We start from the raw sequence: 23108 nt of genomic DNA, 5'->3' as shown, positions 1-23108 counted from the left end.
TGGCCGGGCGGGCCCCGGCGGGGCCGTCGGGGGTCAGGCGGACATGGGCCGTTGCAGTTTGATCGACTGCAGCAGGCCGACCGCCAGCCATGTGGCGAACATGGAGGAGCCGCCGTAGGAGACGAAGGGCAGGGGCAGGCCGGTGACCGGCATGATGCCGAGGGTCATGCCGATGTTCTCGAAGGTCTGGAAGCCGAACCAGGCGACGATGCCGGCGGCGACGACGGTGCCGTACAGGTCGGTGGTGTCGCGGGCGATGCGGCAGGCGCGCCAGAGGATGATGCCGAGCAGGGCGATGATGAGTGCGCCGCCGACGAAGCCGAGTTCCTCACCGGCGACGGTGAAGACGAAGTCGGTCTGCTGCTCGGGGACGAACTGGCCGGTGGTCTGGGACCCCTGGAAGAGGCCGGAGCCGGTCAGTCCGCCGGAGCCGATGGCGATGCGGGCCTGGTTGGTGTTGTAGCCGACGCCGGCGGGGTCGAGTTCGGGGTTGGCGAAGGCGGCGAAGCGGTTGATCTGGTACTCGTCGAGGATGCCGATCTGCCAGACCGTGACGGCGCCGATCGCTCCGGCGCTCATCAGGCCGAAGATCCAGCGGTTGGAGGCGCCGGAGGCGAGCAGGACGCCGAGCACGATGACGACCATGACCATGACCGAGCCGAGGTCGGGCATGAGCATCACGATCAGCATGGGGACGACGGCCAGGCCGAGGGCCTGGAGGACGGTGCGGTGGTCGGGGTAGGGCTTGTCGCCGGCGTCGACCCTGGCGGCGAGGAGCATCGCCATGCCCAGGATGATCGTGATCTTCACGAATTCGGAGGGCTGGAGGGAGAAGCCGCCGGGGAGCTTGATCCAGGAGTGGGCGCCGTTGATCGTGGAGCCCAGGGGGGTGAGCACCAGGAGGATCAGGAAGACCGAGGCTCCGTACAGCAGGGGCACGGCCGTGCGCAGGGCGCGGTGGCCGAGCCAGATGGCGCCGACCATCAGGGCGAGGCCGATGCCGGTGTTGAGCCAGTGCCGGACCAGGAAGTAGTAGGGGTCGCCCTGGTTGAGTTCGGTGCGGTTGCGGGTGGCCGAGTAGACCAGGAGGGAGCCGAGCAGGGACAGGGCGATCGCCGAGAGCAGTATCGGCCAGTCCATGCGGCGGGCGAGGGAGTCGCGGGCGAGGAGTCTGGTCCAGCCGGCCCGCTCGGGTCCGTATCCGGAGACCTGGAAGCTGTTGACGCCGCCGGTCATGACGTCGTCCTCCGTGTTCCGGTCCGGGCGCGGCGGCGGGTGCGGCCGTCGGCGGGGCGTGGTGCGCCGCCCCGGCGCCGGTCACGGCGGCGGGTGTCGCGGTTGGTGTTCTCCGGTGAGGGCGTCGTGCCGGTCTGCTGGGGATCGGCGGGGGCGTCCTGCGGGGTGGAGGCGCCGGGCGAGGGGGTGGCCCGGTCCTTGGCGGGGTCCTTGGAGATCTTCGGCGACTGGATGGTGCCGTCGGTGCGGACCGTGGGGAGGTTCTTCTGCGGTGTCGGGAGCAGCGCCCTCTTCTTGTCGATCTCGCCGTCCTCGGAGACGCCGTAGAGGGCGTTGTAGATGTTGCGCACGGCGGGGCCCGAGGCGCCGGAGCCGGTACCACCCTGGGAGATCGTCATGACGATCGAGTAGTCCTTGGTGTACGTGGCGAACCAGGAGGTGGTCTGCTTGCCGTGGACCTCCGCGGTACCGGTCTTGGCGTGCATCGGGATCTCGTCCTGTGGCCAGCCCCCGAATCGCCACGCGGCCGTACCGCGGGTGGCGACTCCCTCGAGGGCTTCGTCTATCTGGGCGAGGGTCTTCTTCGTCATCGGCAGCTTGCCGTGCGCCTTGGGCTCGATCTCCTCGACGGTCTTGCCGTCGGGGCTGATGACGGCCTTGCCGACGGTGGGGTGGTAGAGGGTGCCGCCGTTGGCGAGGGCCGCGTAGATGCTAGCCATCTGGATGGGGGTGACGAGGGTGTCGCCCTGGCCGATGGAGTAGTTGACGGAGTCACCCGCGCGCAGCCGGTTGCCTTCGAGGCAGTTCTCGTAGGCGATCTTCTCGGCGTAGCTGCCGTCCTTCTTGCCGTACTTGCACCAGGAGTCCTTGTTGGCCGTCCAGTAGTCCTTCTTCCACTGGCGGTCGGGGACGCGGCCGGTCACCTCGTTGGGCAGGTCGATGCCGGTTTCCTCGCCGAGGCCGAACTGGTGGGAGGTCTTGTAGAACCAGTCGTTGGGGTTCTTCTTCGGCTTGTTGCCGCCGTCGCGCTTCCACTCCTCGTGGGAGAGGCGGTAGAAGACGGTGTCGCAGGAGACTTCCAGGGCGCGGCCGAGGCTGATGCCGCCGAAGCTCTGGGACTCGAAGTTCTTGAAGACCTGGCCGCCGATGGAGTACGAGCTGGAGCACTCGTAGGGGCCTTCGAAGGAGTATCCGGCGTTGATGGCGGCGGCCGTCGGGATGACCTTGAAGATGGAGCCGGGTGCCGACTGGCCCTGGATGGCGCGGTTGAGCAGCGGGTAGTTGGAGTCCTTGCCGGTGAGGGCGGCGTAGTCCTTGGCGGAGATGCCGCCGACCCAGGCGTTGGGGTCGTAGGTGGGGTTGGAGGCCATGGCGACGACGCGGCCGGTCTTGGCCTCCATGACGACGACGGCGCCGGAGTCCGCCTCGTAGTTGCGGTTGGTGTTGCGGTCGTGCTGCTTGCGGGCTTCCTTCATCGCCTCGTTGAGTTCGTACTCGGCGATGCGCTGGACGCGGGAGTCGATGCTGGTGACGAGGTTGGCGCCGGGCTGGGCGGGGTCGGCCTCGGCCTGGCCGAGGACGCGGCCGAGCTTGTCGACCTCGTAGCGGGTGACGCCGGCCTTGCCGCGCAGCTGCTTGTCGTACTGGCGCTCGAGGCCGGAGCGGCCGACCATGTCGGAGCGCAGGTAGGGCGAGCTGGAGTCCTGCGCCTTCTGGATCTCCTCGTCGGTGACGGGCGAGAGGTAGCCGAGGACCTGGGCGGTGTTGGCCTTGCCGGGGCTGGTGTAGCGGCGCAGGGCCTGCGGTTCGGCGGTGATGCCGGGGAAGTCCTCGGCGCGTTCGCGGATCTGCAGGGCCTGCTTGGGGGTGGCCTCGTCGGTGATGGGGATGGGCTGGTACGGCGAGCCGTTCCAGCAGGGCTGGGGGGTCTCGGCGTTGCACAGCCGGACCTTCTGCTCGACGTCCGCGGGCTTCATGCCGAGGACGCCGGCGAGTTTGGTGAGGACCGCCTTGCCGTCGTCCTTCATCTTCATCAGGTCGGTGCGGGAGGCGGAGACGACGAGCCGGGTCTCGTTGTCCGCGAGGGCCACTCCGCGCGCGTCCAGGATGGAGCCGCGGACGGCCGGCTGGACGACCTGCTGGACGTGGTTGCCGGAGGCTTCCTTGGCGTACTGGTCGCCCTCGCGGATCTGGAGGTACCACAGGCGCCCGCCGAGGGTGCCGAGGAGGGAGATGACGAGGACCTGGATGACGACGAGCCGGATCTGGACCCGCAGGTTGCGGCCGGTCTCGGGGATGTTGGTCACGCGGTTTCCTCCTCTCTCAGAGCGTGTGGGCGTGGGGGCGTACGAGGGATGAACGGCCGGTGCGCCGGTCGGCGTTCCCCCGCCGTTCACCCGTCGGGGTGAAGTTTCGAGTGAAGTTCCGGGAGGTCACAGGCGCTTGACCCCCTTGATGCGTCCGGCGCGCACCATCCGGGCCCGGGCCGCCTTGACCTTCAGTCCGCCGCGCTGGCCGCCGATGCGCAGTCCGGTGCCGCCGGAGAGCCAGCCGGAGGAGATGTCGCCGCCGGACGAGGTGGAACCGGTGTCGGCGAGCGGATCGTTCTCGGCGCGCCGGGCCAGGGCCATGACGCCGGGCACGACGAACGGCGCGAGCAGCAGGTCGTACAGGGCGGCGGTGAACAGCAGGGAGCCGAGGCCGACATGGCGGGCGGCGGTGTCGCCGACGAGGGCGCCGACACCGGCGTAGAGCAGGGTGGAGCCGACCGCGGCGGCGACGACCACGACCATGGGGCCGGTGGCGGACCTGACCTGGCCGCTCTCGGGCTTGACGAGTCCGGCGAGGTAGCCGATGACGCACAGCACGAGGGCGTAGCGGCCGGCGGCGTGGTCGGCGGGCGGGGCGAGGTCGGCGAGGAGGCCGGCGCCGAATCCGACGAGGGCGCCGCCGACGTGGCCGTAGACCAGGGCGAGGCCGAGGACGGTGAGCAGCAGCAGGTCGGGGACGGCGCCCGGCAGGTGGAGGCGGGCGAGGACGCTCACCTGGACCACCAGGGCGACGACGATCAGGGCGCTGGAGAGCAGGATCCGGTTGACGCGCATGGGGTGACAGCTCCTACTGCTCTTGCTGGTTCAGGCCGTCGGCAGGGGCGGAGGGGGTGACGGTCACCGTCACGGTCGGTGTGGGGGTCGCCCCGGGCTTCTTGGGCAGCACCGTGTCGCGCGGGTCCTTCTTCGGGGCCTGGACGACGACGCCGACCACGTCGAGCTTGCTGAAGCTGACGTACGGCGTGACGTAGAGGGTGCGGGTGAGGTCGCCGCCGGAGGGGTCGACGCGGGAGACGACGCCGACGGGGACGCCGGGCACGAACGGCTTGTCGGCCTGCGAGCCGAAGGTGACCAGGCGGTCGCCCTTCTTGATCTCGGCCTTGCCGTTGAGCAGTTCGACGCGCAGCGGGCGGTCGCCCTGGCCGGAGGCGAAGCCCAGTTCGTCGGAGCCCTCCATGCGGGTGCCGACGGTGAAGTCGGGGTCGCTGGCCAGCAGCACGGTGGCGGTGTCCGGGCCGACGGTGGTGACGCGGCCGACGAGTCCGTCGCCGTTGAGGACGGTCATGTCGCGCTGGATGCCGTCGTTGGCCCCGGCGTCGATGGTGATGGTCCAGGAGAAGCCCTGGGCCGCTCCTATGGCGATGACCTGGGCGCCCTTGATGCCGTACTGGCCCTTGCCGGAGACGCTCAGCAGTCTGTCGAGCTGGGCGAGGCGGCTGCGGCCGCGGTCGTCGCTGCCGAGTTCGGCCTTGAGGGCCGCGTTCTCCTGCTCCAGTCGGGCGAGCCGGTCGTGCCGGTCACCGGACTCGCGGACGGCGGTGACCGCGTTGCCGATCGGGTCGACCGCGCTGGACACGCCGTTCTCGATCGGGCCGAAGACGGTGGCCGCGGCCTGCCGGGCACCGTCGACCGGAGAATCCTCCCCACCGCGGATGTCCACCGTGATCAGTGCGAACGCGATGGCGATCAGCAGCACCAGGAGCAGCCGGCTCTCTCGTGTGTCCCTCACGTGCGGCGGCCGTGCCTTCCTCGTCGAGAACGGGTGTGCGATGTCGTGCTGTTCAGGTGTCCGGGGGTGTGCTCGGTGCGCTTCGCCGGGGCGTCGTGCGCCGGCTCACGCCTCTATACCAGCGATCCGCCGTACGAGGGGTGAGCGTCCCGTACGGCGGAATCGAGGCGTCGTGTCATCTGCGGGGCTGGGCGTCCAGTACCTGCTGGAGCGCCTCGAACTCCTCGACGCACTTGCCGGAGCCGAGCGCCACGCTGTCCAGCGGGTCCTCGGCGATGTGGATCGGCATGCCCGTCTCCCGGCGCAGCCGCTCGTCGAGGCCGCGCAGCAGCGCGCCGCCGCCGGTCAGGACGATGCCCCGGTCCATGATGTCGCCGGACAGCTCCGGCGGGCACTTGTCCAGGGTGGTCTTGACCGCATCGACGATGGAGTTGACGGGCTCCTCGATCGCCTTGCGCACTTCGGCCGCGGAGATGACGACGGTCTTGGGCAGGCCGGAGACCAGGTCCCGGCCGCGGATCTCGGTGTGCTCGTCGGTGTCGAGGTCGTACGCCGAACCGATCGTGATCTTGATCTGTTCGGCCGACCGCTCACCCAGCAGGAGGGAGTACTCCTTCTTGATGTGCTGGATGATCGCGTTGTCCAGTTCGTCGCCCGCGACGCGGATGGACTGGGCGGTGACGATGCCGCCGAGGGAGATGACCGCGACCTCCGTGGTGCCGCCGCCGATGTCCACCACCATGTTGCCGGTGGCCTCGTGGACCGGCAGCCCGGAGCCGATGGCGGCGGCCATGGGCTCCTCGATGATGTGCACCTGGCGGGCGCCGGCCTGGGACGACGCCTCGATGACGGCGCGGCGCTCGACGCCGGTGATGCCCGAGGGCACACAGACGACGACCCGCGGCCGGGCCAGATACCGCCGCTTGTGGATCTTCAGGATGAAGTAGCGGAGCATCCGCTCGGTGATCTCGAAGTCGGCGATGACGCCGTCCTTCAGCGGACGCACGGCGACGATGTTGCCCGGCGTGCGTCCGATCATCTTCTTCGCTTCGGCACCGACCGCGAGGATGCCACCGGTGTTGGTGTTGATCGCGACGACGGACGGCTCGTTGAGTACGATCCCGCGACCCCTGACGTACACCAGCGTGTTGGCGGTCCCGAGGTCGACAGCCATGTCACGGCCGATGAACGACATTGAGTTCCCCATCAGGATTCGACTGGCCTTCCCGACGAGCTTTTGAGGGCTTTTCAGGTCGGCGAGGTGGGTGCGGTGACGTGAAGGCTTCCATCGTAGACGCGCCTTCGCGAACACCGCGCGAGGGTCTTCGCCATTGTCATCAGACGGCGTGTCGCCCTGCTTGTGGAGACGGGCCATCGGGGGCATCCGTTCCCCCGAACGGGGCGCATATGCCAGAAAATGGTCCGGGGGCAAAGCCCCCAGACCATCAGACAAACGGCAAAGGTGGTGCTCACGGCCGCGACGTGATCGTTATGCGCGGGATCCGCGACGGCCGCCCGTGCGACGTTACGCGCGGCCGGGGAAGAAGATCTTCACCTCGCGCTCGGCGGACTCCTCGGAGTCGGAGGCGTGGATCAGGTTCTCCCGGACGATGACGCCGAAGTCGCCGCGGATCGAACCGGGCTCGGCGGCGATCGGGTCCGTGGGGCCCGCCAGCTTGCGCACTCCCTCGATCACCCGCTCACCCTCGACGATCAGGGCCACAGCCGGGCCGGAGGCCATGAACTCCATCAGCGGCTCGTAGAACGGCTTGCCCTTGTGCTCGCCGTAGTGCTGCTCCAGCGTGTCCTGGTCCAGGGTGCGCAGCTCCAGCGCGGTGATCTGCCAGCCCGCCTTGCGCTCGATGCGGCTGATGATCTCGCCGGTCAGGCCACGACGGACGGCGTCGGGCTTGAGGAGGACGAGGGTGCGCTGGGTCACGACGGAGCTCCTTGTGCGTGAAGTGGTGCGGGAACACGAGATTACCGGGCGTGTCGGGGCCTCTGTCACGCAGCGTCAGGCTGCTCCGCCTGCGCGGCGAAACGGGCCTTCGCTTCGTCCACCTTTCGCCCGAAGTGCACCGATGTCCACCACAGCAGCGCGAAGACCGCGCCCATGAAGAACATCATCGGGACGAACACACCGGAGGCGATCAGCGCGATCTGCAGCGCCCAGCCGAGGGCCACGCCGCCGGGCCGGGTGATCATCCCGCACAGGGCCACGCACAGGAACATCGCGATGCCGCAGACCGTCCACACCGTGCCGGTGGACAGGTCCGCGTCCTTCATCGCGACCAGCCCGGCGAAACCGATGATGAAGAACTCGCCGATCAGCGTCGAAGCACAGAGCGTACGCACGGGAACTCAGCCCTTCCCCAGGAGCAGTCGGGCCTCGCCGACGGTGATGACGGAACCGGTGACGAGCACACCGCCGCCCGTGAACTCGCCCTCCTCCTCGGCCAGGGTGATCGCGGCCTCCAGCGCGTCCGGCAGCCGCGGCTCGACCTGGACGCGGTCCTCGCCGAACACCTCGACGGCGACCGCGGCGAGCTCGTCGGCGTCCATCGCGCGGTGGCTGGAGTTCTGCGTGACGACGACCTCGGCGAAGACCGGCTCGAACGCCTCCAGCAGCCCGCGCACGTTCTTGTCGCCGCTCGCGCCCACCACGCCGATGAGCCGGCTGAACTGGAACGCCTCACCCACCGCCTCGGCCGCCGCCCGCGCGCCCGCCGGGTTGTGCGCGGCGTCCAGCACGACGGTCGGCGACCGCCGTACGACCTCCAGCCGGCCCGGGGAGGCGACCGCGGCGAACGCCTTGCGCACCGTGTCGATGTCGAGCGGCTGGGCGTGCTGGGCGCCGACGCCGAAGAACGCCTCCACGGCGGCGAGCGCCACGGCCGCGTTGTGCGCCTGGTGCGCGCCGTGCAGCGGGAGGTACACCTCGGGATACTCACCGCCGAGTCCGCGCAGGGTCACCAGCTGGCCGCCGACGGCGACCTGCCGGGCGACGACCCCGAACTCCAGACCCTCCCGGGCCACCGTGGCGTCCACCTCGACGGCCTTCTTCAGCAGCACCTGCGCGGCGTCCACCGGCTGCTGCGCCATGATCACTGTCGCGTCGCGCTTGACGATGCCGGCCTTCTCGGTGGCGATCTCCGCGGGCGTGGTGCCGAGCCGGTCGGTGTGGTCGAGGTCGATGGGCGTCACCACGGCGACGCTCCCGTCGATCACGTTCGTCGCGTCCCAGCTGCCGCCCATGCCGACCTCGACGACCGCCACGTCCACGGGCGCGTCGGCGAAGGCCGCGTACGCCATCGCGGTGAGCACCTCGAAGAACGACAGCCGGTACTCCTGCCGGGCGTCGACCATCTCGACGTACGGCTTGACGTCCTGGTACGTCTCGATGAACCGCTCGGCGGTGACCGGGGCCCCGTCGAGGCTGATCCGCTCGGTGACCGACTGGACGTGCGGGGAGGTGTAGCGGCCGGTGCGCAGCTCGAAGGCGCCCAGCAGGGCCTCGATCATGCGGGCGGTGGAGGTCTTGCCGTTGGTGCCGGTGATGTGGATCGAGGGGTACGAGCGCTGCGGCTCGCCCAGGACGTCCATCAGGGCGGCGATACGGCTGACCGACGGCTCCAGCTTGGTCTCGCCCCAGCGGGTGGCGAGCTCCGCCTCGACCTCGCGCAGCGCCTTGTCGACCTCGGGGTCGGCCGGGCGGGCGGGGACGTCGGCCTGGGGGCTGCCGCCCTGGGTGCGCAGGGTGCGGCTGCCGGCCTCGATCACCGCGAGGTCGGGGTCGCGGTCGGTCTCGGCGGCGACGATGTCCTCGAAGGAGTCGCTGTCATTCGGGGGGAGCTCACTCACGGACCCCAGTCTACGTACCTCCCCCTGACAGCCCCGGCCCCGTCCCGCCCGCCTGCCCGCCGGGGGCAGCACCCCGGCCGCGCCGCGGACAGCAACCCGGCCGCGCCGGGGGCAGCACCCCCGCCGCGCCGGGGGCAGCACCCCGGCCGCGCCGCGGACAGCAACCCGGCCGCGCCGGGGGCAGCACCCCCGCCACGCCGCGAACAACACCCCCACCACGCCGGGGGCAGCACCCCCGCCACGCCGCGAACAACACCCCCCGCCACGCCGGGGTCAGCACCCCCGCCACGCCGCGAACAACACCCCCCGCCACGCCGGGGTCAGCACCCCCGCCACGCCGCGGGCAGTCGTGCCGCTGGGCGGCACGGGTGGGCGCGGGCGGTGCCTCGTGAGCGCCGAGCGGCGCGGCCCACCCCCGGGCAGCCGAAGGCCCCCGGAGCTGTTCAGCTCGGGGGACCTTCGGTGGGTTGTTTCACTTACCCGCGCTTGCGGGGTGCCGTTGCGCCCACCCGTGCCGCCCAAGCGGCACGACTGCCCGCAACGGCGGGAGCCACCGGGAGGGGTGGCCCCCACCGGGCCGCGAACGCGTGGGGCGGGGGTCAGGCCGCCGGGAGGCGGTCCAGCTGGGACTGGATGCGGGTGATGTCCTCCTCCGCCTTCGCCAGCCGGGTGCGGATCTTGTCGACCACGTGGTCCGGCGCCTTCGACAGGAACGCCTCGTTGCCGAGCTTCGCCGTCGCCTGGGACTTCTCCTTCTCGGCGGCGGCGAGGTCCTTGGCCAGCCGCTTCCGCTCCGCGGCCACGTCGATCACACCGGACAGGTCCAGCGCGACCTCGACACCCGCCACCGGCAGGGTCGCCGTGGCGGTGAAGGAGTCACCCTCCGGCTGGAGGCGCAGCAGCTGCCGGACGGCCGGCTCGTGCGGGGCGAGCGCCGTCCCGGTGAGCGTCAGCCGGGCCGGAACGCGCTGGCCGGGCTGCAGCCCCTGGTCGGCACGGAAGCGGCGGACCTCGGTGATCACCGACTGGAGCGTCTCGATCTCCCGTTCGGCGTCCGCGTCACGGAACCCGCTGTCGGACGGCCAGTCGGCGATGACGACCGACTCGCCGCCGGTCAGCGTGGTCCACAGGGTCTCCGTGACGAACGGGACCACCGGGTGCAGCAGCCGCAGCGTGACGTCGAGGACCTCACCGAGGACCCGCTTGCTGACCTCGGCCGGCTCGCCGCCCGCCTGGAACGTCGTCTTGGACAGCTCGACGTACCAGTCGAAGACCTCGTCCCACGCGAAGTGGAACAGCGCGTCCGACAGCTTGGCGAACTGGAAGTCGTCGTAGTAGGCGTCGACTTCGGCGACGACCGTGTTCAGCCGGGACAGGATCCAGCGGTCGGTCGGCGACATCCGGGAGGCGTCCGGCAGCGGGCCCTCGACCGTCGCACCGTTCATCAGCGCGAAACGCGTCGCGTTCCAGATCTTGTTGGCGAAGTTGCGCGAACCCTGGACCCAGTCCTCGCCGATCGGCACGTCGACGCCCGGGTTGGCGCCGCGGGCGAGCGTGAACCGGAGCGCGTCGCTGCCGTAGGTGTCCATCCAGTCCAGCGGGTTGACCGCGTTGCCGAAGGACTTCGACATCTTCTTGCCGAACTGGTCGCGGACCATGCCGTGCAGGGCGATGGTGTGGAACGGCGGGGTGCCGTCCATCGCGTAGAGGCCGAACATCATCATCCGGGCGACCCAGAAGAAGAGGATGTCGTAGCCGGTGACCAGGACGGAGTTCGGGTAGAACTTCGCGAGCGAACCGGTCTCCTCGGGCCAGCCGAGCGTGGAGAACGGCCACAGGCCGGAGGAGAACCAGGTGTCGAGGACGTCGGTGTCCTGGTGCCAGCCCTCGCCGGTCGGCGCCTCGTCGTCCGGTCCGACGCAGACGACCTCGCCGTTGGGCCCGTACCAGACGGGGATGCGGTGGCCCCACCACAACTGCCGCGAGATGCACCAGTCGTGGAGGTTGTCGACCCAGTCGAAGTACCGCTTCTCCATCTCCTGCGGGTGGATCTTGACGCGGCCGTCGCGGACGGCGTCACCGGCCGCCTTCGCCAGCGGGCCGACCTTGACCCACCACTGCATGGACAGCCGCGGCTCGATGGTGGTCTTGCACCGCGAGCAGTGGCCGACGGAGTGGACGTAGGGCCGCTTCTCGGCGACGATCCGGCCCTCGGCGCGCAGGGCGGCGACGATGGCGGAGCGGGCCTCGAGCCGGTCCAGGCCCTGGAAGGGGCCGTGCGCGGTGATGACGGCGTGCTCGTCCATGACCGCGATGGCGGGCAGGTCGTGCCGCCGGCCGATCTCGAAGTCGTTCGGGTCGTGGGCCGGGGTGACCTTGACGGCGCCCGTGCCGAACTCGGGGTCGACGTGCTCGTCGGCGACGACCGGGATGGAGCGGTCGGTCAGCGGCAGTTTGATGAGCTTGCCGACGAGGTGCCGGTAGCGCTCGTCCTCGGGGTGGACGGCGACGGCCGTGTCACCGAGCATCGTCTCCGCGCGGGTCGTGGCGACGACGATGGTGTCGTCCCCGTCGCCGTACTTCATGGAGACGAGCTCGCCGTCGTCCTCCTGGTAGTCGACCTCGATGTCGGAGATCGCGGTCAGACAGCGCGGGCACCAGTTGATGATGCGCTCGGCGCGGTAGATCAGCTCGTCGTCGTAGAGCCGCTTGAAGATGGTCTGGACGGCCGTCGACAGGCCCTCGTCCATGGTGAAGCGCTCGCGCGACCAGGCGACGCCGTCGCCGAGGCGGCGCATCTGGCCGGAGATCTGCCCGCCGGACTCGCCCTTCCACTGCCAGACCCGCTCGACGAACGCCTCACGGCCGAGGTCGTGGCGGGACTTGCCCTCCTTGGCGAGCTCCCGCTCGACGACGTTCTGCGTGGCGATGCCGGCGTGGTCCATGCCGGGCTGCCACAGCGTCTCGAAGCCCTGCATGCGCTTGCGGCGGGTGAGGGCGTCGATCAGCGTGTGCTCGAACGCGTGCCCGAGGTGCAGGCTGCCCGTGACGTTCGGCGGCGGGATGACGACGGTGAAGGGCGGCTTGTCGCTCTTCTCGTCCGCCTCGAAGTAACCGCGCTCTACCCAGCGCTCGTACAGCGGCCCCTCTACATCGGCCGGCGCGTACTGGGTCGGCAGTTCGGTCGTGGGCGCGGGTGGCTGCTGCTGAGCGTTCTCGGTCACGGGGCTCAGTTTAGAGGCGTCACGAGCCTGTCCCGAAACGCGTTTCGTTTGTAACGGTGCGACCCCCACTGGCCTGAACGCTTCCCTCCTGAGTCAGGATGTCAGCAACGCGTAAGCATCTGGAGGGGAACCCAGTAATGAGCTACAACCAGCCGGGCCCGTACGGCGGGCAGCCCCAGCAGCCCGGGCCGTACGGCCAGCCGGGACCTTACGGCCAGCAGCCGCAGGCTCCGCAGCCCGGCTACGGCTACCCCCAGCAGGCTCCGCCGCCCGGCCCGCCCGGTTACGGCTACCCGCAGCAGCCCGGTCAGCCCGGTGTCCCGCCGCAGCAGCCCCCGTACGGCCAGCAGCCGCCCTACGGCCAGGCCCCGTACGGCATGCCGCCCCAGCAGCCCGCCTCGGGCGGCGGCGGCAAGAAGGCCGCCATCATCGTCGGCGCCGTCGCGGTCGTCGCCGCGATCGGCGTGGGCGCGTACTTCGTGATCGGCGGGGGCGGCGGCGCGGCCGGCCTGGAGGACGACGGCGCGCACAAGCTGGCGACGCCGGAGAAGGTGCTGAGCGAGTACACGCGCGTCGGCGAGGGCGGCGAGGACTCGGGCTCCGACATGGCGAAGGACCTGGCCAAGGGCGGCATCAAGGACGGCACGTCCGTGGCCGCCGCCTACTCGACGGCCGACTTCAGCAACTACGACCCGCAGGACCCGACCTCGCTCCCCGACCAGTCCGAGCTGCTGGCCGCGAAGGGCGTGTCGTTCTTCGGCGCCTACGGCGAGGTCACCGACCCGGAGGCCGCGGTCGACAAGATCTTCGCGTCCCTGAAGAAGGAGACCGAGAAGGGCTCGGACAACGAGCTGATGTCCGAGCTGGTCGGTGAGCCGGAGTCGGTCGACATCGACGGTGCGGTGATGAAGTGCCAGGCGGCCAAGGGCACCAACGACCTCACGCGGAAGGAGACGACCAACTGGTTCTGCGCGTGGGGCGACTACAGCACCATCGCGGTGGTCTCCCCCGGTGACAACACCAAGGACATCACCAAGAGCGCGGCGGCGGACATCACCACCAAGCTGCGCGACGAGGTCCGCACCAAGGCCTGACCGCCGCGGCCTCAGTGACTGGAGGGGGAAGGGAACGATGAGCCACGACCAGCCGGGCCCGTACGGGGGACGGCCCCCGCAGCAGCCGGGGCCGTACGGCGGGCAGCCGCAGCAGGCACCGCAGCCCGGCTACGGCTACCCGCAGCAGGTCCCGTACGGACAGCAGCCGCCCCACGGCCAGGCCCCGTACGGCACGCCGTCCCAGCCGCCCGCCTCGGGTGGCGGCGGTGGCGGTGGCAGGAAGGCCGCGATCGTCGTCGGCGCCGTCGCGGTCGTCGCGGCGATCGGCGTGGGCGCGTACTTCGTGTTCGGCGGGGGCGGCGGCGCGGACATCGCGGACGACGGGCCGCACAAGCTGGTGCCGCCGGCCTCGGTCGGCGAGTACAAGAAGGGCGGCGGCTCGTCCGGTTCGGGCGACGGCGGTCCGGCGGGGACGAAGTCCGAGGCCGACCTGGAGAAGATCGGCATCGAGGGCGGCAAGGTCGTGAAGGCGTCCTACGCCACCGGCACGTCCACCGAACTCGGCAGGGCGATGGCGTTCAACGGGGCCTACGGGGAGATCAGCGACCCGGAGGGCTCCATCGACAAGGCCTTCGTCAACGCCCACGACAATTCCAAGGACACCGGCGACACCGCCGGTGCGAAGGAGACCGTCACCTGGAAGGGCGACCCGGAGACGGTCGAGCCGGACGGTCTCGACGGTGCCGTCATGAAGTGCCAGACGGCCGTGATCACCGAGGGCGCCACCAAGCTCGAGATGCCGGTGTGCGTGTGGGCCGACCACAGCACCTACGGCGTGGTCAACGGACTGGACCTGGCCGCGGCGCAGAAGGGCGGCAGCGGCGGTCTCGCCACGAGCGACGTCGCCGCGTTCGCCGCCGAACTGCGCACCGCCGCGCGGGTCGAGGCCTGATCGCGGGACGAACGCGCGGAAGGGGCCCCGGTCGTCGACCGGGGCCCCTTCCGCGTCGCTGTGAACGCCCGGGCGGTTACGCCGTCTTCTGCTCGCCGGAGCCCCGGCCGCGGGCGTCCCGCGGGATCAGGGTCGGGTTGACGTTGGAGAGGACCACGTCGGCCGTGATGACGACGCGGGCCACGTCCTTGCGGGACGGGACCTCGTACATCACGCCCTGGAGGACCTCCTCCATGATGGCGCGCAGGCCGCGGGCGCCGGTCTGGCGGAGGATGGCCTGGTCGGCGATGGCCTCCAGCGCCTCGCGCTCGAAGTCCAGCTCCACGCCGTCGAGTTCGAAGAGGCGCTGGTACTGCTTCACCAGCGCGTTGCGCGGCTCGACGAGGATCTGGAGCAGGGCCTCGCGGTCGAGGTTGTGGACCGAGGTGATGACGGGGAGCCGGCCGATGAACTCGGGGATCATGCCGAACTTGACCAGGTCCTCCGGCATGACCTCCTCGAACTGGTCCTTGGACTCCATCTCCCGCTTGGAGCGGATCGTCGCGCCGAAGCCGATGCCCTTGGCGCCGGCCCGGCCCTCGATGATCTTCTCCAGTCCGGCGAAGGCACCGCCCACGATGAACAGCACGTTCGTCGTGTCGATCTGGATGAACTCCTGGTGCGGGTGCTTGCGGCCGCCCTGCGGCGGGACGGACGCGGTGGTCCCCTCGAGGATCTTCAACAGGGCCTGCTGCACGCCCTCGCCGCTGACGTCGCGGGTGATCGACGGGTTCTCGCTCTTGCGGGCGACCTTGTCGATCTCGTCGATGTAGATGATCCCGGTCTCGGCCTTCTTGACGTCGTAGTCGGCCGCCTGGATCAGCTTCAGCAGGATGTTCTCGACGTCCTCGCCGACGTACCCCGCCTCGGTGAGCGCCGTGGCGTCGGCGATCGCGAACGGCACGTTCAGCATGCGGGCCAGGGTCTGGGCGAGGAGGGTCTTGCCGGAGCCGGTGGGGCCCAGCAGGAGGATGTTGGACTTCGCCAGCTCGATGGCGTCCTCGCGGCCCTGCCCGCCGCCGTTCTCGCCGGCCTGGACGCGCTTGTAGTGGTTGTACACGGCGACGGAGAGGGCCTTCTTGGCCGCCTCCTGCCCGACCACGTAGCCCTCGAGGAACTCGTAGATCTCGCGCGGCTTGGGAAGTTCCTCCCAGCGGACCTCGCTGGTCTCCGCGAGCTCTTCCTCGATGATCTCGTTGCAGAGATCGATGCACTCGTCGCAGATGTACACACCGGGCCCTGCGATGAGCTTCTTGACCTGCTTCTGGCTCTTGCCGCAGAACGAGCACTTGAGCAGATCGCCGCCGTCACCGATGCGTGCCACGGTGTGCTTCCCCTTCGCCTGGGAGACGACCGGACGTCCGTGTCCGGCGGCTCCTGGTGCTGCCTTATGTCGACGGTACCTTGCCTGGGCCCCCGTTCGGGCCCCCCTTGGCACGGTTCACTTTGACGTGGACCGTGCCAAACCGTGCCAAGGGGCGGCAGACGTTACACCCCCGCCTCGCGTCAGCGCAGGCTGGAGTTGTCCATCTTCCGGGTGGTGATGATCTGGTCGATCAGTCCGTACTCCAACGCGTCCTCGGCCGTGAGGATCTTGTCGCGCTCGATGTCCTCGCGGATCTTGTCCAGCGGCCGGGTGGAGTGCTTGGCCAGCATCTCCTCCAGCTGCGAACGCATCCGGAGGATCTCGTTGGCGGCGATCTCCAGGTCGGAGACCTGGCCGCGGCCCGTCTCGCTGTACGGCTGGTGGATCAGCACGCGCGCGTTCGGCAGGGCCATGCGCTTGCCGGGCGTGCCGGCGGCCAGCAGCACGGCGGCGGCGGAGGCCGCCTGGCCCATGCAGACCGTCTGGATGTCCGGCTTCACGTACTGCATCGTGTCGTAGATCGCCGTCAGAGCGGTGAAGGAACCGCCGGGGCTGTTGATGTAGACCGAGATGTCACGGTCGGGGTCCATCGACTCCAGGCACAGCAGCTGCGCCATGACGTCGTTGGCGGAGGCGTCGTCGATCTGCACGCCGAGGAAGATCACGCGCTCCTCGAAGAGCTTCGCGTACGGGTCGTACTCGCGGATGCCCTGGGAGGTGCGCTCGACGAAGCGCGGGATGACGTAGCGGGACTCGGCCGCGGGGCCGGTGTACTCGGCGCGCGTACGGTCGTACAGGCCGCTGCCGGGGAAGTCGTTCACGGTGTCTCCTGGAAGGGGGCTGAGGCGGTCGGCTGGGGCTGCTGGGGCTGCGCACCGGGCCCTGGGCGGGGCCCGGTGGGGGCGTCGACGGGGCCGCGGGGCCCCGTACGGCCGCTCAGGCCCCGGTGCCGCCGCCGCCCGGCATACCGGCGGCCGTGGCGATCACGTCGTCGATGAGGCCGTACTCCTTGGCCTCGAAGGCGTCGAACCAGCGGTCGCGGTCGGAGTCGCGGGTGATCTGCTCGACCGTCTGACCGGTGTGCTGGGACGTCAGCTCGGCCATGCGCTTCTTGGTGTGCAGCAGGCGCTCGGCGTGGATCTTGATGTCCGAGGCCGAGCCGGCCAGACCGGCGGACGGCTGGTGGATCAGGATCTCGGCGTTGGGCAGCGCGAAGCGCTTGCCGGGGGTGCCCGCGCTCAGCAGGAACTGGCCCATGGAGGCGGCCAGACCCATCGCGATCGTCACCACGTCGTTCTTGATGTACTGCATGGTGTCGTAGATCGCCATGCCGGCCGTGATGGAACCGCCGGGGCTGTTGATGTACAGGTAGATGTCCTTGTCCGGGTCGGAGGCAAGGAGCAGCAGCTGTGCGGTGATCTTGTTGGCAATGTCGTCGTCGACCGGCTGGCCGAGGAAGATGATCCGCTCGCCGAGCAGCCGGTTGTAGACCTGGTCGCCGAGGCCACCACCGATGGAAGGCTCGCCGGCGGCTGAGGGCATCAGATTCGTCACGTATCCACCTGCTCGTCTTACGACGGCGCCGGGCCGTCTCACGTTTCCCTGCGGGGCTGGAGCCGTATTCGGTGACTCCCCTGCCCTCGTATTCATGGACCCTAACGCGGGGGCTGCGCCGGGGAATCCCGGTAAGCGGGGTGTTCGCCGGGGGCGTAGAGAGGCGTACTCCGCGCTGGACCGCGCAGGGGGCGCCGGACGCCCTCCCGCCGCGGGCTCGCGGGAGCGCGGGCGGGGGCGGGCCGTCCGGGGCCGGTAGCGCGGCTCCCCGCGCCCCGGGTGGCGGGCCCGCGCCGGGCGGCAGGGGCCCTGGGGGTGCCGGACGACCGGGCCCCGGAGTGCTGTGCACTCCGGGGCCCGGTGATCACGTCGGAGATGACGCGGGGATCAGCCCTCGGTCTTCTCGTCGGCCTTGTCCTCGGCCTTGGCCTCGGCGGCGTCCGCGGCCTCGGGGGCCTCGGTGGTCTCGTCCTCTTCCTCGTCCTCGAGGTCGACGATCTCGCCGTTGGTGTCCTTGACGGTGGCCTTCTCGACCACGGCGGCCAGGGCCTTGCCGCGGGCGACCTCACCGACGAGGAGCGGGACCTGGCCCTGCTCGACGACGGCCTGGGCGAACTGGTCGGGGGACATGCCGGAGGAGGCGGCGCGCCGCATGAGGTGCTCGGTGAGCTCCTCCTGGTTGACGTTCAGCTTCTCCTGCTTGACGAGCTCGTCGAGGACGAACTGGGTCTTGATGCCCTTGACCGCGGCCTCACGGGTCTCGGCGTCGAACTCCTCCTCGGTCTTGCCCTGGATCTCCAGGTACTTCGCGAGGTCGAGGCCCATCTGGCCGAGCTGGTGGTGCTCGAGGTTGTGCTTGCGGGTGTTGATCTCGTCCTCGAGCAGCTTCTCGGGGACCGGGACCTCGACCAGCTCGAGCAGCTTCTCCAGGACGCGCTCCTGCGCCTGCGTGGCCTGGTCGTACTGCTTCATGTTCTCCAGGCGCTTGCGGCTGTCCGCCCTGAGCTCCTCGAGGGTGTCGAACTCGGAGGCGAGCTGGGCGAAGTCGTCGTCCAGCTCGGGCAGCTCGCGCGCGGCGACCTGGGTGACCTTGACGGTGACCTCGGCCTCCTTGCCGGCCGCCGAGCCGCCCTTGAGCTCGGAGGTGAAGGTGGCCTCGCCACCGGCCTCCACGCCCTTCACGGCGTCGTCGATGCCGTCCAGCAGCTCGCCGGAGCCGATGGTGTACGAGACACCGTCCGCGACGCCGTCCTCGAGGACCTCGCCGTCGACCTTGGCCTGCAGGTCGATGGTGACGACGTCGCCGTCCTCGGCGGCGCGCTCCACCGGGGAGGTGGAGGCGAAGCGCTCACGCAGCTCCTCGACGGCCTTGTCGACGTCCTCGTCGCTGACCTCGACGGCGTCGACCTCGACCTCGATGCCGGAGTAGTCCGGGATCTCGATGGCGGGGCGGATGTCGACCTCGGCGGTGAAGTTCAGCGTCTCGCCGTCCTTCAGCTCCGTGATGTCGACCTCGGGCTGGCCGAGCGGGTTCAGCTCGGCCTCGTTGACCGCGTCGGTGTAGAACTTCGGGAGGGCGTCGTTGACGGCCTCCTCCAGCACCGCACCGCGGCCGAAGCGCTGGTCGATGACCCGGGCCGGGACCTTGCCCTTGCGGAAGCCCTTCACCGTGACCTGCTGGTTGATCTTCTTGTACGCCGCGTCGAGGCTGTCCTTGAGCTCCTCGAAGGGCACCTCGACAGTGAGCCGAACCCGGGTCGGGTTCAGGGTCTCCACGGCGCTCTTCACGGTTCGGTCTCCTTGTGGCTGACTTCTCGGGTTCTGCCGGGACCAGAACGGTCCGGCCGATTCGCCGCCCGGAGGACTTCAGAGACACACAGGGCGCGCAGTTTGCATAGTAACGGCAGCGGCTACGGCACCCAAAAGGCGATCACTGGCGGATGGGCAGGTGGCTGGTCGGGGTGGCGGGATTTGAACCCACGGCCTTCCGCTCCCAAAGCGGACGCGCTACCAAGCTGCGCCACACCCCGTCTGGTGCGACACGAAGGGTACATGCACCCGGGCGGAACGGCCTCCGCATTCCCGGGCGCGGTGCGCTCGCGCGGCGGTGACGGAAACGGGGTGTGCGGCGAGGGCGTACGACCCGCTACGATGCCTGTCAGTGCCGCGGCGTTCCGACGCGCGGCGCGGCCTGTGCGGGCGTAGCTCAATGGTAGAGCCCCAGTCTTCCAAACTGGCTACGCGGGTTCGATTCCCGTCGCCCGCTCCAGATGGCTCAGGGCCAGGTCAGAGGATGTTTCCTCCGCCTGGCCCTGACCGCTTTCCGGGGTCCAGATCAGTCGGCCGTGTCCCCGGCGTGCCCCTTGGGCTTCCGATCCTTGACCTTCCTGCCCCTGTCGACGAGCCCGGACACGGCGTCGGCGATCAGCCGGTCACGCTCGGCGCTGGCGTGTTGGTAGATCAGCGCGGCCCGGGCGGTGCTGTGGCCCATGCGCGCCATCAGCTCCCGGGTGCTGGCACCGGTCGACGCGGCGAGCGTGTTGCCGGTGTGCCGAAGATCATGGAAGTGCAGGGCCTTGACTCCGATGTCGGCGCACGCCCTACGCCACAGGCGGTTGAAGTGGTTCCGTCGCGGAGTCGCACCCTTCGCACCCACGAACACCCGTCCATCTGCGCCCGGTTCGGCGTAGTTGTTCAGATGCTCGCGGATCTCGGGGAGGATCGCGGACGGGATCGAGACCGTGCGCTTGCCGGCCGCACTCTTGGGTGCCTTGATCTCACGCTGTCCGTTGTTGAGCTCGGCGACGGCCCGGCGAACGCGCACGGCACCGTGGTCGAGGTCGACATCCCGACGGTGCAGACCGATCAGCTCGCCCCAGCGCAGGCCGAGGAAGCCAGCCATCAGCACGAGCGCCCGATAGCGCGGCTGGATGGCGTCGGCCAGGTCGTAGACCTCCTGCACGGTCGCGGTCGGTCGCTCAGGTGTGTGCACCACGCTCGCACCTTTGATCGTGCACGGATTGCGCCGGATCATCTGGTCAGCGACAGCCGTGCCCAGGATGGCGCGAAGCAGGGCGTACGCCTTGGCAACGGTCGTGGGCCCCGTCCCGGCAGCGAGCTTGTCCGCACGCCAGCGTCGCACCAGCGGGGGCGAGATGTCGGCGACGTTGACGGACCCGAACGTGGGTGCCAGGTGATGCCGGAGCAGCGAGGCGTAGAGCTGCCGCGTCCGCGTGGTCACCTCCCGTTCCTTGATCCACGCATCGGCGTACGACTCGAACGGCACCCTTCCGGCGTCCGGGTCGTGCCAGTCCCCCCGGCGCATCTCGGTCTGCTTGTCTGCGAGCCAGGCGTCCGCGTCCCTCTTCGTGCGGAAGGTCTCCGGGGCCGGGCGCAGTTGCCCGTCAGGGCCGATGTAACGGGCCTGATAGCGGCCGGACGGGAGCTTGCGAACCCGCCCGAACTGGCGGCGCTTCCCTGCCATCAGGCAGCCACCCCCCGAAGGGCTCCCCCACGTCGGCGCGGCTGCACCGTGTGCGCCTCGATGAACTCCCGTACGGCGCTCTCGGGGATGCGCACGTGACGCCCGACCTTCACGTACGTGATGCGGCGCTCCTCGATCAGGCGCCGAGGGAAGCGCACGGTCGTCCCGAGGAGTTCGGCGACCTGAACGACGCTGAGGTATCGCTCATTCATGGTTCTGCTCCCCTTCCTGGCGCAGGGCTGCGAGTTCTTCACGGGCGGTTTCGCGGTTGAGTTGGAGGTCGCGGGCGATGGTGGCGGCGAGGACGGATTCACCGGGGGTGTGGCCATGTCCGGCGTACTGCCAGTCGGCGAGGACCAGGACGGTGTCCGGCTCGGCGTCCTCTAGGCCGAGGGCGGCGTGCTCCTGGGCGGCCCGGTAGTCGGCGCGGGCCTGGCGGAGTTCGCCGAGGGTGGTCGAGTAGCGGCGGGACTTCGAGGAGAAGTGGCCGCGGAAGCCGAGCATGTGAGCCCAGGCCCACAGCCGCCGGTCCGGGTAGAGCGGGTCGAGCCTCTTGCAGGCTTCGATCAGGCGGCGGGTGTGGTCGGGGACCTGGTGGCGGTCGAGCTCGGAGAGCTCTCCGATGCGACGGTCCAGGGTGCCCGTGTTCTCGGCGGCTTTGGTGGCGTACTTGGCGACGTAGGAGGCGACCGCCTGCTCGGTGATGTCGGAGCCGTCCCCGAACGCCTTGACCGGCCGGACGTCGAGCTGGGTACCCCAGCGGAAGGTGCGCGCCGGTTGGCCGTCAGCAGCCGGGACGGAGACCGAGGTGTAGGAGTGCGCCGCAGCTGCGCGGATCGCGTCGGCGAGCATGTCGACGGTGGCCCAGGATGGCGGCGGGGTGTTCGGCCCGTCGGGGCCGTCGAGGCGTACGACGGCGTGAAAGTGCACGGCACCGCGCTTCTGAAACTCGGCGACCTTGCCATAGGACAGCCGGGCGCAGTCGCGGAGCTCCCGCTGGGTGATGCCGGCACGAGCGGCGATCTCGCGGCGGAGCCGGTTGGTGAAGCGCTGCCAGAGCTGCCCGGCATGGTTGTTGAACAGCACGGCGCCCGCGTAGTCGTACGTGGCCGGGTCGAGGGCAGTGCCCAGCTCGGGGGCGTCCGTAGCGTGGCGAGTGCCGCAGCGGCAGACGCCGTGATCGGGGCGGTTGTGCACCGGGCCGAACGAGGGTGCGGTGAGAGTGGCGAAGACCCGGGGGTGATCCCGCACGGTGGCGGGAATGTCGCGGCGGTCGTCACCGGCCAGGCCCGCGCGGATGAGGTGGTAGGTGTCGCCCGCGTACGTCCAGGCGCAGGACGGACAGCGGGAGGCACGGCGGTTGCCGCAGGCGACGCGGAGCCGTCCGCCAGGCTCCCCCTCGGTCGAGTAGTGATGCAGGGTCGCGCCGGTGGTCTTGTCCTTGTGGAGCGTCCAGCCGGTCAGGTGGATGGGGTCGGCGCAACCGCCGGTGCGGCGGATCTGGTCTTGCCAGCGGTCGAAGCCGGGGGACCCGGCCACCCGCAGCAAATCGCCGAGGGTGGTCGGGTCCAGGCCCGCCAGGGTGGCGGTGTCGGTCACTCGGTCACCTCCCGGCCCGGACGAGGGCGGTGGGGACGCTGCGGCCGGTGCCCTTGCAGGTCGGGCAGGTGACGCGAAGGGTCGCGCGGGAGCCGTCCGGGAGGCGGGTGCCGGTGGTGATGGCAACGGCGGCGAAGCCGTCACAGGCGCGGCAGATGCGCGCTGTAGGGGTGTGCTGGGCCATGATGGGCCTGCCTTTCGGGTCCGTTGGGTCGGGAAGGTGGGAAGGCGCCCGGAGCGGACGAAACTTGGCGGTAGAGGCCGCTCCGGGGCCGCTCAGCGGCGCTTGCCGTCGGAGGCCAGCAGCGAGCGCAGGACGACGGCGCAGACGGCGACCGAGGCCGCGGTGATGGCGACGGCCAGGAGCATGGAGACCAGGACGGCGCCGACGACCAGGACGACGGCGGTGCCGCCGCCGACGAGGGCGAGCGCGGTGCCGGGGGTGAGCTGGACCGTGGGCCGGGCGGAGGCCGCGACCGGGGCCGGGGCGGGCGGCGGGACCGGAGTGCCCGGGGTGATGGCGGTCGGCTCCACCACGGTGGGAGGTGTGGCCGTGCCGGTGGGCTGGGGCATGGTCGGGAGCTTGGGCCGGAACATGAGCAGGTCTCCTTACTTGACGGCGGTGTCGATGACCGGGGACAGGAGGCTGTCGGCGAGGAGGTAGCCGCCGAGCAGCAGC

General features: G+C 70.2%; 20 protein-coding genes and 2 tRNA genes. 3 read left to right on the top strand and 19 right to left on the bottom strand.

Annotation, left to right across the window (positions count from 1 at the left end):
* Positions 1-33: 33 nt before the first annotated feature.
* From rodA to IE172_RS01755, 9 genes are all read right to left on the bottom strand, one after another.
* Positions 34-1236 (bottom strand): rod shape-determining protein RodA, encoded by a 1203-nt coding sequence (rodA, locus tag IE172_RS01795; protein WP_190095245.1) that lies wholly within the window; start codon positions 1234-1236, stop codon positions 34-36.
* On the bottom strand, positions 1233-3542 hold the full coding sequence (gene mrdA / locus IE172_RS01790) for a penicillin-binding protein 2 (protein ID WP_190095244.1): 2310 nt from the start codon (positions 3540-3542) through the stop codon (positions 1233-1235). The genes rodA and mrdA overlap by 4 nt, the downstream gene beginning before the upstream one ends.
* 126 nt (positions 3543-3668) lie before the next feature.
* Complete coding sequence (mreD, locus tag IE172_RS01785; RefSeq protein WP_190095243.1) at positions 3669-4340, bottom strand: rod shape-determining protein MreD; 672 nt, start codon at positions 4338-4340, stop codon at positions 3669-3671.
* A 13-nt stretch (positions 4341-4353) separates the two neighbouring features.
* Positions 4354-5295 (bottom strand): rod shape-determining protein MreC, encoded by a 942-nt coding sequence (mreC, locus tag IE172_RS01780; RefSeq protein WP_190095242.1) that lies wholly within the window; start codon positions 5293-5295, stop codon positions 4354-4356.
* A gap of 175 nt (positions 5296-5470) precedes the next feature.
* A complete protein-coding gene (locus IE172_RS01775) occupies positions 5471-6490 on the bottom strand; it encodes a rod shape-determining protein (protein ID WP_190095241.1) in 1020 nt (339 codons plus the stop codon).
* 330 nt (positions 6491-6820) lie between these two features.
* Entirely contained in the window at positions 6821-7234 is a 414-nt protein-coding gene (ndk, locus tag IE172_RS01770; protein ID WP_190095240.1) for a nucleoside-diphosphate kinase, read from the bottom strand.
* Between the two features lie 65 nt (positions 7235-7299).
* The gene (locus IE172_RS01765; RefSeq protein ID WP_190095239.1) at positions 7300-7650 is read right to left on the bottom strand and encodes a DUF4233 domain-containing protein; all 351 of its coding nucleotides are present in this window, start codon (positions 7648-7650) and stop codon (positions 7300-7302) included.
* A 6-nt stretch (positions 7651-7656) separates the two neighbouring features.
* A complete protein-coding gene (gene folC, locus IE172_RS01760; RefSeq protein ID WP_190095238.1) occupies positions 7657-9156 on the bottom strand; it encodes a bifunctional tetrahydrofolate synthase/dihydrofolate synthase in 1500 nt (499 codons plus the stop codon).
* A 599-nt stretch (positions 9157-9755) separates the two neighbouring features.
* Positions 9756-12380, bottom strand: coding sequence for a valine--tRNA ligase (locus IE172_RS01755; protein WP_190095237.1), 2625 nt, complete (start codon positions 12378-12380; stop codon positions 9756-9758).
* A 137-nt stretch (positions 12381-12517) separates the two neighbouring features.
* On the opposite strand from IE172_RS01755, the gene IE172_RS01750 reads away from it, so the two are divergent.
* Positions 12518-13474 carry a hypothetical protein gene (locus tag IE172_RS01750; RefSeq protein WP_190095236.1) on the top strand — a complete coding sequence of 319 codons (957 nt, stop codon included), beginning with the start codon at positions 12518-12520 and terminating at the stop codon, positions 13472-13474.
* Between the two features lie 37 nt (positions 13475-13511).
* On the top strand, positions 13512-14387 hold the full coding sequence (locus IE172_RS01745; protein ID WP_190095235.1) for a hypothetical protein: 876 nt from the start codon (positions 13512-13514) through the stop codon (positions 14385-14387).
* Positions 14388-14463: 76 nt separating this feature from the next.
* Here IE172_RS01745 and clpX read toward each other — a convergent pair whose 3' ends face one another.
* From clpX to IE172_RS01720, 5 genes are all read right to left on the bottom strand, one after another.
* Positions 14464-15750, bottom strand: a complete 1287-nt coding sequence (gene clpX, locus IE172_RS01740) for an ATP-dependent Clp protease ATP-binding subunit ClpX (protein WP_190095234.1) — start codon at positions 15748-15750, stop codon at positions 14464-14466.
* Between the two features lie 182 nt (positions 15751-15932).
* Positions 15933-16613 carry an ATP-dependent Clp protease proteolytic subunit gene (locus IE172_RS01735; RefSeq protein WP_306432768.1) on the bottom strand — a complete coding sequence of 227 codons (681 nt, stop codon included), beginning with the start codon at positions 16611-16613 and terminating at the stop codon, positions 15933-15935.
* Between the two features lie 115 nt (positions 16614-16728).
* On the bottom strand, positions 16729-17334 hold the full coding sequence (locus IE172_RS01730) for an ATP-dependent Clp protease proteolytic subunit (RefSeq protein ID WP_024887530.1): 606 nt from the start codon (positions 17332-17334) through the stop codon (positions 16729-16731).
* Positions 17335-17733: 399 nt separating this feature from the next.
* Entirely contained in the window at positions 17734-19134 is a 1401-nt protein-coding gene (gene tig / locus IE172_RS01725) for a trigger factor (protein WP_190095233.1), read from the bottom strand.
* A gap of 165 nt (positions 19135-19299) precedes the next feature.
* Positions 19300-19376 (bottom strand) — tRNA-Pro (locus IE172_RS01720).
* A gap of 165 nt (positions 19377-19541) precedes the next feature.
* Here IE172_RS01720 and IE172_RS01715 point away from each other — a divergent pair.
* Positions 19542-19615 (top strand) — tRNA-Gly (locus tag IE172_RS01715).
* A gap of 66 nt (positions 19616-19681) precedes the next feature.
* Here the strand turns inward: IE172_RS01715 and IE172_RS01710 are convergent.
* From IE172_RS01710 to IE172_RS01690, 5 genes are all read right to left on the bottom strand, one after another.
* On the bottom strand, positions 19682-20830 hold the full coding sequence (locus IE172_RS01710; RefSeq protein ID WP_190095232.1) for a tyrosine-type recombinase/integrase: 1149 nt from the start codon (positions 20828-20830) through the stop codon (positions 19682-19684).
* Positions 20830-21042, bottom strand: coding sequence for an excisionase family DNA-binding protein (locus tag IE172_RS01705; protein ID WP_190095231.1), 213 nt, complete (start codon positions 21040-21042; stop codon positions 20830-20832). The genes IE172_RS01710 and IE172_RS01705 overlap by 1 nt, the downstream gene beginning before the upstream one ends.
* Positions 21035-22429 carry a replication initiator protein RepSA gene (gene repSA / locus IE172_RS01700; protein WP_229885745.1) on the bottom strand — a complete coding sequence of 465 codons (1395 nt, stop codon included), beginning with the start codon at positions 22427-22429 and terminating at the stop codon, positions 21035-21037. Before repSA ends, IE172_RS01705 begins: the two co-directional genes overlap by 8 nt.
* A gap of 4 nt (positions 22430-22433) precedes the next feature.
* A complete protein-coding gene (locus IE172_RS01695; protein ID WP_031017541.1) occupies positions 22434-22613 on the bottom strand; it encodes a hypothetical protein in 180 nt (59 codons plus the stop codon).
* A gap of 92 nt (positions 22614-22705) precedes the next feature.
* Complete coding sequence (locus tag IE172_RS01690; protein ID WP_190095230.1) at positions 22706-23026, bottom strand: SpdD-like protein; 321 nt, start codon at positions 23024-23026, stop codon at positions 22706-22708.
* Positions 23027-23108 lie beyond the last annotated feature (82 nt).

The organism is Streptomyces griseoflavus (genome assembly GCF_014649995.1).
Lineage (GTDB): Bacteria > Actinomycetota > Actinomycetes > Streptomycetales > Streptomycetaceae > Streptomyces > Streptomyces griseoflavus.
This window is presented reverse-complemented; position numbering and strand designations above follow the sequence as displayed.

Excerpts from the sequence above, each read along its gene's own strand:
- IE172_RS01710 (WP_190095232.1), bottom strand. The coding sequence starts at position 20,830 with ATGGCAGGGAAGCGCCGCCAGTTCGGGCGGGTTCGCAAGCTCCCGTCC.
- IE172_RS01690 (WP_190095230.1), bottom strand. The coding sequence starts at position 23,026 with ATGTTCCGGCCCAAGCTCCCGACCATGCCCCAGCCCACCGGCACGGCC.
- mreD (WP_190095243.1), bottom strand. The coding sequence starts at position 4,340 with ATGCGCGTCAACCGGATCCTGCTCTCCAGCGCCCTGATCGTCGTCGCC.
- rodA (WP_190095245.1), bottom strand. The coding sequence starts at position 1,236 with ATGACCGGCGGCGTCAACAGCTTCCAGGTCTCCGGATACGGACCCGAG.
- IE172_RS01730 (WP_024887530.1), bottom strand. The coding sequence starts at position 17,334 with ATGCCCTCAGCCGCCGGCGAGCCTTCCATCGGTGGTGGCCTCGGCGAC.
- IE172_RS01695 (WP_031017541.1), bottom strand. The coding sequence starts at position 22,613 with ATGGCCCAGCACACCCCTACAGCGCGCATCTGCCGCGCCTGTGACGGC.
- IE172_RS01750 (WP_190095236.1), top strand. The coding sequence starts at position 12,518 with ATGAGCTACAACCAGCCGGGCCCGTACGGCGGGCAGCCCCAGCAGCCC.
- IE172_RS01775 (WP_190095241.1), bottom strand. The coding sequence starts at position 6,490 with ATGTCGTTCATCGGCCGTGACATGGCTGTCGACCTCGGGACCGCCAAC.
- IE172_RS01745 (WP_190095235.1), top strand. The coding sequence starts at position 13,512 with ATGAGCCACGACCAGCCGGGCCCGTACGGGGGACGGCCCCCGCAGCAG.
- IE172_RS01705 (WP_190095231.1), bottom strand. The coding sequence starts at position 21,042 with ATGAATGAGCGATACCTCAGCGTCGTTCAGGTCGCCGAACTCCTCGGG.